Annotated in this window: 9 protein-coding genes and 2 pseudogenes; 7 read left to right on the top strand and 4 right to left on the bottom strand. The window is 69.7% G+C overall.

The genetic code is table 11. The features are described 5' to 3' along the window. Positions 1-114, bottom strand: a pseudogene (locus ACZ5ZX_RS41635) (IS701 family transposase); the annotation flags it as partial. 98 nt (positions 115-212) lie between these two features. On the opposite strand from ACZ5ZX_RS41635, the gene ACZ5ZX_RS41630 reads away from it, so the two are divergent. The 3 genes from ACZ5ZX_RS41630 to ACZ5ZX_RS41620 are packed head-to-tail and all read left to right on the top strand — an operon-like array spanning position 213 to position 1690. Further along, positions 213-659 carry an SRPBCC family protein gene (locus tag ACZ5ZX_RS41630; protein ID WP_465507523.1) on the top strand — a complete coding sequence of 149 codons (447 nt, stop codon included), beginning with the start codon at positions 213-215 and terminating at the stop codon, positions 657-659. A 51-nt stretch (positions 660-710) separates the two neighbouring features. Continuing rightward, positions 711-1292: a TetR/AcrR family transcriptional regulator gene (locus ACZ5ZX_RS41625; protein ID WP_465507524.1), complete on the top strand. Its 582-nt coding sequence runs from the start codon at positions 711-713 to the stop codon at positions 1290-1292. 35 nt (positions 1293-1327) lie between these two features. Next, positions 1328-1690 (top strand): winged helix-turn-helix transcriptional regulator, encoded by a 363-nt coding sequence (locus ACZ5ZX_RS41620; protein WP_465507522.1) that lies wholly within the window; start codon positions 1328-1330, stop codon positions 1688-1690. Here ACZ5ZX_RS41620 and ACZ5ZX_RS41615 read toward each other — a convergent pair. Next, on the bottom strand, positions 1680-2297 hold the full coding sequence (locus ACZ5ZX_RS41615) for a response regulator transcription factor (protein ID WP_341865683.1): 618 nt from the start codon (positions 2295-2297) through the stop codon (positions 1680-1682). The genes ACZ5ZX_RS41620 and ACZ5ZX_RS41615 overlap by 11 nt on opposite strands. 7 nt (positions 2298-2304) lie before the next feature. After that, positions 2305-3535: pseudogene (locus ACZ5ZX_RS41610) on the bottom strand (sensor histidine kinase). A gap of 137 nt (positions 3536-3672) precedes the next feature. Here ACZ5ZX_RS41610 and ACZ5ZX_RS41605 point away from each other — a divergent pair. Next, on the top strand, positions 3673-5133 hold the full coding sequence (locus ACZ5ZX_RS41605) for an ArnT family glycosyltransferase (RefSeq protein WP_465507521.1): 1461 nt from the start codon (positions 3673-3675) through the stop codon (positions 5131-5133). Beyond that, a complete protein-coding gene (locus tag ACZ5ZX_RS41600; RefSeq protein WP_465507520.1) occupies positions 5133-5777 on the top strand; it encodes a GOLPH3/VPS74 family protein in 645 nt (214 codons plus the stop codon). Before ACZ5ZX_RS41605 ends, ACZ5ZX_RS41600 begins: the two co-directional genes overlap by 1 nt. Here the strand turns inward: ACZ5ZX_RS41600 and ACZ5ZX_RS41595 are convergent. Next, positions 5760-6422 carry a TetR/AcrR family transcriptional regulator gene (locus ACZ5ZX_RS41595; RefSeq protein ID WP_465507519.1) on the bottom strand — a complete coding sequence of 221 codons (663 nt, stop codon included), beginning with the start codon at positions 6420-6422 and terminating at the stop codon, positions 5760-5762. The genes ACZ5ZX_RS41600 and ACZ5ZX_RS41595 overlap by 18 nt on opposite strands. 66 nt (positions 6423-6488) lie before the next feature. Here ACZ5ZX_RS41595 and ACZ5ZX_RS41590 point away from each other — a divergent pair, with 66 nt between their 5' ends. Together ACZ5ZX_RS41590 and ACZ5ZX_RS41585 are read left to right on the top strand one after the other, a co-directional pair. Further along, positions 6489-6992: a PH domain-containing protein gene (locus tag ACZ5ZX_RS41590; protein ID WP_465507518.1), complete on the top strand. Its 504-nt coding sequence runs from the start codon at positions 6489-6491 to the stop codon at positions 6990-6992. Next, a complete protein-coding gene (locus ACZ5ZX_RS41585; protein ID WP_465507517.1) occupies positions 6989-8494 on the top strand; it encodes a PH domain-containing protein in 1506 nt (501 codons plus the stop codon). The genes ACZ5ZX_RS41590 and ACZ5ZX_RS41585 overlap by 4 nt, the downstream gene beginning before the upstream one ends. Positions 8495-8625: the final 131 nt, after the last annotated feature.

The following is an 8625-nucleotide window of genomic DNA, read 5'->3' as shown; positions in this document are numbered from 1 at the left end:
GACCAGGCCCGACACATACTCCCGCGCCCTCACCCGCGGCTCCGACCGCGTGAACCGACCCGCGATCCGATCATGCACCCGACCCAGCTGATCCACCACCACATCGACCACCACCACGATGATCTACCACACACCACCCAAGCGCCGTTGCAGGACTAAATGCAGAGCCATCGGCTGTGGTAGGTCTGGAAAAGAGGAAGAAGGAGGCCCGCATGGCGAAGATCCAGCGCATTTCCGCGAAAGGCCACACGAGCGCGAGCCCTGACGCCGTCTACGCCCTCCTCCTGGACCGTGAGCACTGGCCCGACTGGTCCCCGCTGGGCAAGTTCCGTCTCCTCGAGAAGGGCGACCAGAACGGTCTCGGCGCCGTCGGCGTCTTCAGTACCAACGGCGTCAACGCCTGCGAAGAGGTCATCGCGCTCCAACCCGGCAAACGCTTCGGCTACACGCTGCGCCAGGGGATGCCGCTGCGGGACTACCGGGCGTATGTCGATCTCACGCCCGTGCGCGGTGGACGCGGCGGCACCGACATCCACTGGCACGCGTCGTTCACCGCCAAGATCCCCGGCACCGGCTGGTTCTATCGCCGGTTCCTCGGTCGCTTCTTCGGGCGCATGGTCGACGGCCTCGTGGCGCGCGCCTCGCGAGGCGCCCCATAAAGTAGGCGCATGGCAGCCCCACGACGCACGCAGGAGGAACGCAGCGCCGCGATGCGCGTCAGGCTGCTCGACGCCACGATCGACTGCCTCGTCGAGTACGGCTACGCGGGCACCACGACGACCCGCGTCGCGGATCGCGCCGGGGTGACCCGCGGCGCGCAGGTGCACCACTTCCCGACCAAGGCCGACCTCGTGACCTCCGCGATCCGGCATCTCGCGGCCAAGCGCACCGAGGTCGCGATGGCGGAGATCGACCGGCTCAAGGCGTCGGCCGACCCGGTCGGCGACGCGCTGCAGCTGATGTGGGAGATGCACCAGGGGCCGGTCTTCTCGGCGACCGTCGAGCTGTGGGTGGCCTCGCGCACCGACCCGGAGCTGCGCGCGCAGATGGCGGTGGTCGAGCCGATCGCGACGAGCAGCCTGGTCGAGTTCGGCAAGGCGCTGCTCCCGGAGCATTCCGCGCATCCTGAGTTCCTGCACGCGGTGTACACGGCGATGGACGTCGTCCGCGGCATCCTCATCGCCAGCTGGGCGACCCGTGACCAGGACGAACTGGAGGCGCGCTGGGACCGCGGCCGCCGTCACCTCATCCTGTTGTTCGAGGCGCTCATGCAGCCCAGCCCCTCTCGCTAGGCGTGTTACTCTCCCCGGGAGAGTGAGGAGGTCACGTGCTCGGAAACCCGTACGATCCCGACTGCCCCACCCGCGCGCTGCTCGACCGCATCGGCGACCAGTGGACCGTGCTGATCGTCGGCGTGCTCGGCGACGGCCCGCTCCGGTTCACCGAAATCGGCAAACGCGTGCGCGGCATCTCGCAGAAGGTCCTCACGCAGACGCTGCGCAGCCTCGTCCGCGACGGCATCCTGACCCGCACCGCGTATCCGGAGATCCCGCCGCACGTCGAGTACGAGCTGACCGACCTCGGCCGCAATCTGGCCGAGCCGCTTGACATGCTCGACAAATGGGCCCGCGTGCACATGGGCGAGGTCCTCGACGCCCGCAAGACTTATGACGGGCAGCTCAGCGCTTGACCAGACCGGCCTCGTGCGCCAGCAACCCCGCCTGGGTCCGGTTCGCGCAGTCCAGTTTGACCAGCATCCGCGACACGTAACTCTTCACCGTCGCCTCCGCCAGATGCAGCCGCGCCGCGATGTCCGCATTGGACAGTCCTTCGCCGAGGCAGGCGAGGACATCCGTCTCCCGTTCGGTCAGCCCCTCGGTCTTGCGCCGCGCGTCGTCGCCGCGACGCCGTCCGTCGGCGGACATCGCCACCAGCCGCCGCGCGGCCTCGGGAGACAGCACGGTGTGCCCGTCGGCGGCGACGCGGACCAGCCCGATGAGATCCTCCGGCGGCGTCGACTTCACCAGGAACCCGGCCGCGCCCGCCCGCAGCGCGCGGATGACGTAGGTGTCCGCGTCGAACGTCGTCAGCGCGACGACCGCGGGCGGCTCCGGGAGTTTCGCGATCCGTTCGATGGCGGTCAGCCCGTCGACGCCGGGCATCCGCAGGTCCATCAGCACCACCCGCGGCCGGTGCCGGACGACGGCTTCGACCGCCTCGGCACCGTCCTGGGCCTGCGCCACCACCTCGATGTCGGCCGCGGAACCGAGGATCGTCCGCAGATGCGCGCAGACCATCGGTTCGTCATCGACGACGACCACCCGGATCACGCATCTCCTTCCGCCGTCGGAACGTAGGCGGGAAGTATCGCATCGACGCGGTAGCCGCCGCCCGCGATCGGACCCGCGCCGAACCGGCCGCCGATCAGCTCCACGCGTTGACGCAGCCCGGCCAGACCGGCGCCGGATCCGCTGCCAGCCAGCGCGGGATCGGCCGGGGCTCCCGCCCGCGTGTTCTCCACGGCGATGTCCAGGCCGTCCGCGTGATAGCGGAGCCCGACGGTCGCCGTCGAGCCCGGAGCGTGCTTGCGGATATTCGTCAGCGCCTCCTGCACGACGCGATACGCCGTCCGCGCGACGGTGGGGGAGATCCGCCCGGGATCACCGTGCACGGTCAGCTCGGTGGGGATGCCCACCGAGCTCGATTCCGCGACCAGCGTCGCCGGATCGCCTGCCGTGCCGTCGGTGAGGGTGCGCGGCCCGGCGTTCGCGCCGTCGCGCAGCACCCCGACGAGGTCGCGCAATTCGTCCAGCGCCAGCGCGCCTTCACGCCGGATGTCCTCGGCGGAGGCCCGCACCGCCTCGTCGGCCGAGACGACGCCGAGCGCCCCGGCGTGCAGCACCATCAGGCTCAGCCGGTGGGTGACGACGTCGTGCATCTCTTCGGCCAGTTTCCGCCGCTCTTCGGCGCGGGCGCGTTCGGCGAGCAGATGCTGCTCGCGTTCGGCGCGTTCGGCCCGGTCCCGCAGCGAGCGCAGCAACTGGCGCCGCGCCTCGAAGTACAGCGAGATCGTGGTGGGCAGCGCCGTGCTCAGCAGGCCGAACGGGGTGGTGTTCCAGTGCGCGTCCCACGGCCGGGACGCGCAGAGGACCAGGATCGCGGTCAGCCACAGCAGCGTCCGCCGGTCGATCAGACGCGCCAGCTGGCTCAGCACGACCGGGGTGATCGACGGGACGGTCATCAACGTCAACTGCCGCTCCGGCACCAGCAGCCCGGGGGAAAGCAGGTCGGAGGCGAGCATCAGCAACGCGCCGGCCAAGACCAGGCCCGCGACCAGTCGCGGGAACCGGAACAACAGGAGCAACGACAGATCGAGCAGTACCTGCAGGGTGACCCCCGCGGCGGGCCCCGCCCAGCCCGTCGTCGGCTCGCCGAAGACGTACAGCGCGATGTCCAGGCCCGCGAACGCGAGTGCCGCCAGTGTGAGCCACCAGGTGTCGGCCGGACCGGGCCGGAACGGCCTGCTTTTCTCCACCGGATCACGGTAGCCAGCCCGAAGCGGTGCCGCCCGGCATCGGCGACCAAGGGCGGGGGGAACCGCAACTTTCGTCTATCAGGCGATCCTCCTTCCCCGGTTTCGGGGACCGCGCTGTCTCGGGTGGAGTGGAGATCATGAGTGACGCGACCTTGACAGTCCGAACAGGACAGGAGCGGGAGACGGCCTTCGCCCGCCTGCCGGTGTTCGTCGTCGCCGCGCTGGCCGGAGCCGCGCTGCTGGCCACCAGTGGCCGGTACGCGCACGGTTTCGACGAGTTGTACTTCCTGATGGCAGGCCGGGAACACCTGGCGTGGGGCTATTTCGACCAGCCGCCGTTGATCCCGGCGCTGGCCGGGGCGATGGACTCGGTGTTCCCCGGTTCGCTGGTGATGCTGCGCCTGCCGATGACGCTGGCCGCGGCGGCGGGCGTGGTCGTCACCGCCCTGATCGCCAGGGAACTGGGTGGTGGACGCGGCGCGCAGGTGCTCGCGGCCGGGCTCTACGCGACGTCCGGGGTGATCATCGTCAGCCATTGGATCGGAACCTACGTCTTCGATCCGTTCCTGTGGACGGTGATCGTCTGGCTGGTCGTCCGCTGGACGCGCACCCGCCGCGACGGGCTGCTGGTCTGGGCGGGGGTGGTGACCGCGATCTCCTTGCAGACGAAGTTCCTCGTCCCCGCTTTCTGGGGGCTCGCCCTCGTCAGCGCGCTCGTGCTCGGCCCACGGGAACTCGTGCGGCGGCCGAAATTGTGGCTGGGCGCGGGAATCGCCCTCGTCGCGACTGTGCCGACGCTGGTCTGGCAGGCGTCGCACGGCTGGCCGTATCTGCTCATGAACGACGTCGTGGCCGCGGAATTCCCCGGCACCTGGGTCTTCCTGCGCGACGGGTTCCTGATGGCGGGTGTCGGCGCGGGTGTGCTCGCGTTCGTCTACGGTCTCGTCCGGTTGATTTCTTCACGGGAACTTCGCGGCTATCGCTTCTTGGGGGTAGCGATAGCCGCGCTCATCGTGGCGTTCCTGGTCCTGCACGGCCGTTCCTACTACCTGATGAGCGTCTTCGCGCTGCCGTTCGCCGCCGCGGCGACCGGCTTCGTGAACCACGTTCCCCGGTGGCGGCCGATGGCCTGGCCGGTGATGGTGCTTTCGGCGGTGATCACCCTCGCCGGCCTGCCGATCTTCCCGGCGACCATGACCAGGACCAGCATCGGCCCGATCGCGCTCGGCACCTCCTTCGCGGGCGGTGAACTGCCGCAACAGGAGCTGGTCAAGGCGATCGGGGAGACCTACGCCGCCCTGCCGCCGGAGACGAAGGCGCACACCGCCGTCTACGCCGAGATCTATCCGTTCGCCGCCGCGACCGAGTTCTACGGACGGCAGTACGGCATCGAACGTGTCTACAGCGGCCATCGCGGCTACTGGTATTTCGACCGCCCGCCGGAGTCCGCGGACAGCGTGCTGTTCGCCGGATTCGATCCGGAACTGCTCAAGCCGTACTTCGCCGAGGTGACCCCGGTGGTGGAAGGGCTGTTGTGGCGGTACGACGGCAGGCGGGGTTCATGGAACGAGATCTGGCCGAAGCTGGAGAGGCACTGATGACCGAACTTTCCTTACCCGCCAAGGCGTACCTGCTCGCTTGCGACGTCACCAACGGCCGGCTGCGGGACCGGCACCGCGCGAGCCTGCTGATCCGCGGTGCCGCGTTGACCGACCTCGTGCTGCGCGGCCGGGCCGCCGACGCGGACGGCCGGGTCACGGTGTCCGGTGCTGGGCCGACCGGGGATCTCGTCCTCGACGAGCTGCTCGCCGAGGTCGCGGGGAAGAGCCCGCGCAAGTGGAAGTGGTGGGTGCGCGAGGACGCCCGCGGCACTTTGGAGGCGCTGGAATCCCAGCTCGACGCGGCGGGCGTGATCGAACTGCGGACGGGGCGGCTACTGGGCCTGTTCCCGTCGCGGCGGCCGATCGTGCGGGATCCCGCCGTCGTCGAACGCTTGCGGGCCATGGTCGATCAGGCGCTGCGGGGTTCCGGGCCGGTGTCCGATGTGGACGCCGCGCTCACCGCGCTGGCGGCCGCGGTCGAACTCCGCGGCGTCGTTTCGGGCGGGGACAGGCGCCGGTACAAGGAGCGGATCGAGGAGCTGGCGGAGCGGGGCGGGGACGCGGTTCCCGCGCTGCGGAAGCTGTTCCGGGAGCTGCGTGCGGTACGGGCCTCGGCAGCGGCCTCATCCGGCGGGAGCTGAACCGGCACCGAACAGCCGGTCGAGGTAGTAGTCCACAGTGGACACAGCCTCGTCGGGGGTGCGGTGCTTCATCACGATGTTGGTGCCCTGCGAATCGGCGAGTGCCCAGAGGATCGCCGCCTCGTGCTCCGGGTCGGCCGATTTGTCGACATCGCCCGCGTCCTGCCCCTGCCGGATCAGCACGGCGAACAGTGCGAACAACTGTGGCACGCCTTCGGAATACGCGGCCGCGAACGACGGGTCGGAGATCGTGCGGATGAAGAACGCGACGCCCATCAGCCAGTCGCCCCGGCTGCGCTCGTCGAGGGGAAGGATCTCGGTCATGATGGCGCGAAGGATGGCTTTGGGGGTCGACGGCAGTTCGCCGGCCGCCAGCCGGGCTTTGAGGCGCTCTTCGTACACCTCGGAGCGCCGCTCGACGGCGAACAGCAGCATCTCGTCCTTGGTCTTGAAGTAGTGCTGCACCAGGCCCATCGACATGCCCGCCTCCGCCGCGACATGCCGGAGGCTGACGCCTTCGAGGCCGCGTGTGGCCGTCAGTCGCGTCAGCGCCTCGGCGATCTCCGCCCGCCTCGCGGCGTGATCCACCTGCTTGGGCACCTTCACCGTCCCGTTCCGCCGAGGCCGTTTGCAATGCGATCGCATTGCCACTACTGTCCCACATTATTGCGATGCGATCGCATTGTAAACAACTGTCGGGGGTGAACATCGGTGGAAGCCGATCGGGGGAAGGTGCGGCTGAGGCCGCCGCGGAACGCGCTGGACCGGCGCGTACTCGGCTGGTGGCGGTCGCAGGGGACGGTGATCTTCGGTGCGCCGGTGCTGGTTCTGGTGCTGCTCGGGCTGCTCATCGCACCCGCGCGGACCTGGCTGCTGACCCCGGCGGCGGTGCTCGCGGTGCTGGGACTGGCCTGGGTGATCGCGATGCCGATGTGGTGGTTCAAGATCCACCGCTGGGAGATCACCGAGACAGCGGTGTACACGCGTTCGGGGTTCTTCTGGCAGGAGTGGCGGGTCGCGCCGATGTCCCGGATCCAGACCGTGGACACCCTGCGCGGACCGCTGCAGCAGGTGTTCAAGCTCGCGACCGTCACGGTCACGACGGCGTCGGCGCGGGGTGCGGTGAAGATCCGGGGGCTCGACCACGAACTGGCCGCGAGCCTGTCCGAGCAGCTCACCGAGACGACGCAGGCGACGCCGGGTGACGCGACATGACCTCGGGCGAATCCGAGGGGTGGAGCGCACTCGACAAGCGGACGCTCCCGGTCACCGCGCTGACGATGGCGGGGGTGGCCGTCGGAGCCGCGATCCCCACCATGGCCGCGATCGTCGGCGGCGGCGTGCGGTTCTGGGTCGCGCTCGCCTGGGTCGTGGCAGGTGGGCTCGTGCTCGTCGGCGGCAGCGTGCTGATCGACCTGTGCTATTGGCGGGCGATGCGGTACCGGGTCACGCCGGAACGGCTGGAGACGTCGTTCACGTTGGTGGTCCGGTCGAGGAAATCCCTGCAGCGCGACCGGATCCGCAACGTCGACCTGACGGCCAACCCGCTGCACCGGCTGTTCGGCGTCGCGGTGGTGACCATCGGCACCGGCTCGCACGAATCGGGCGGCCAGGGCAGGCTCAAACTCAACCCGGTCTCCCGAGCCGAAGCCGACCGGCTGCGCGCGGAACTCCTGCGGCGCGACGAAATCGCCGACACCGACGAGAACGCGCCGCTCGCCACACTGGACCCGCGGTGGATCCGCTACGCGCCGATGTCGTTCCTGACCCCGACGCTGGGGCTCGCCGCGGGCGGTGGCCTCATGCAGATCTCGGAGTGGGCGGGGCTGCAGCAGGGGCTGATCGACTGGGTGTTCGGGCTGTTCCGCGAGATCCCGCTGGTGGCGGCGATCCTGCTCCTGCTGGCGATCGCGATGGTCGTCGGCCTGGTCGGGGCGCTGGGCCTGTGGATCGAGATGTGGTGGAACTACCGGCTCGATCGCGAATCCGGCGGCACGCTGCGGGTACGTCGCGGGCTGTTCACCACCCGCTCGATCTCGATCGAGGAACGCCGTCTGCGCGGCATCGACCTCGTCGAGCCGCTCGGGAACCGGATCTCCGGCGCGGCGCGCGTCGACGCGATCGCCACCGGCATGCGGCGCGGCGATGACGACGACAAGACCGACTACCACACGCTTCTGCCCGCCGCGCCGGTCGCGACGGCCAACCGGATCGCCGCGGACGTGCTGCGGGAACCGGTCTCGCCGACCGAAGCCGTCCGGCTCACCGGCCATCCGCGCGCCGCGAGGGGACGACTGATGCGCTGGTGGGTCGGTTCGGTGGTGGTGCTGCTGGCGATCTTCGCGATCCTCGGCTTCCTGCTGACCGACGTCCTGCTGGTGATCGGCGCGGCGCTCGGCGTCGTGCTGCTGCCGGTGTCGGTGCTGCTGGCGCTGGACGCCTACCGCAACCTCGGGCACGGGATCACCGGGCGCTACCTCGTCGGGCGGCACGGGACCGTGCGGCGCAGCACGTTCGCACTGGAGCGCGACGGCGTGATCGGCTGGACGGTCAAGCAGTCGATCTTCCAGCGGCGTAAGGGATTGCTGACCGTCGTCGCGACCACGGCCGCCGGAGCCGGGGCGTACTCGGTGTACGACGCGGGGGAGGAGCAGGGCCTGTTTTTCGCCGAGGAATCGGTGCCGGAGCTGCTGACGCCGTTCTTGGAGCGGACCTGACGGTCGTGAGTGGCGATTCGGGTTAGAACCCGAATCGTTACTAGTCAGGCGGTTGCGGGGTTGGTTGGTAGCCAGGGGTTCCCGGTGATGGCGTCGCGGAGTGCGGTGAGGACGTTGAGGCCGTTTTTGCG

This window comes from Amycolatopsis sp. NPDC033938, from assembly GCF_055575975.1.
The sequence above is the reverse complement of the archived record's forward strand: the minus strand, read 5'-3'. Positions and strand labels throughout refer to the sequence as shown.

Excerpts from the sequence above, each read along its gene's own strand:
- ACZ5ZX_RS41630 (WP_465507523.1), top strand. The coding sequence starts at position 213 with ATGGCGAAGATCCAGCGCATTTCCGCGAAAGGCCACACGAGCGCGAGC.
- ACZ5ZX_RS41625 (WP_465507524.1), top strand. The coding sequence starts at position 711 with ATGCGCGTCAGGCTGCTCGACGCCACGATCGACTGCCTCGTCGAGTAC.
- ACZ5ZX_RS41615 (WP_341865683.1), bottom strand. The coding sequence starts at position 2,297 with ATGGTCTGCGCGCATCTGCGGACGATCCTCGGTTCCGCGGCCGACATC.
- ACZ5ZX_RS41605 (WP_465507521.1), top strand. The coding sequence starts at position 3,673 with ATGAGTGACGCGACCTTGACAGTCCGAACAGGACAGGAGCGGGAGACG.
- ACZ5ZX_RS41600 (WP_465507520.1), top strand. The coding sequence starts at position 5,133 with ATGACCGAACTTTCCTTACCCGCCAAGGCGTACCTGCTCGCTTGCGAC.
- ACZ5ZX_RS41595 (WP_465507519.1), bottom strand. The coding sequence starts at position 6,422 with ATGCGATCGCATTGCAAACGGCCTCGGCGGAACGGGACGGTGAAGGTG.
- ACZ5ZX_RS41585 (WP_465507517.1), top strand. The coding sequence starts at position 6,989 with ATGACCTCGGGCGAATCCGAGGGGTGGAGCGCACTCGACAAGCGGACG.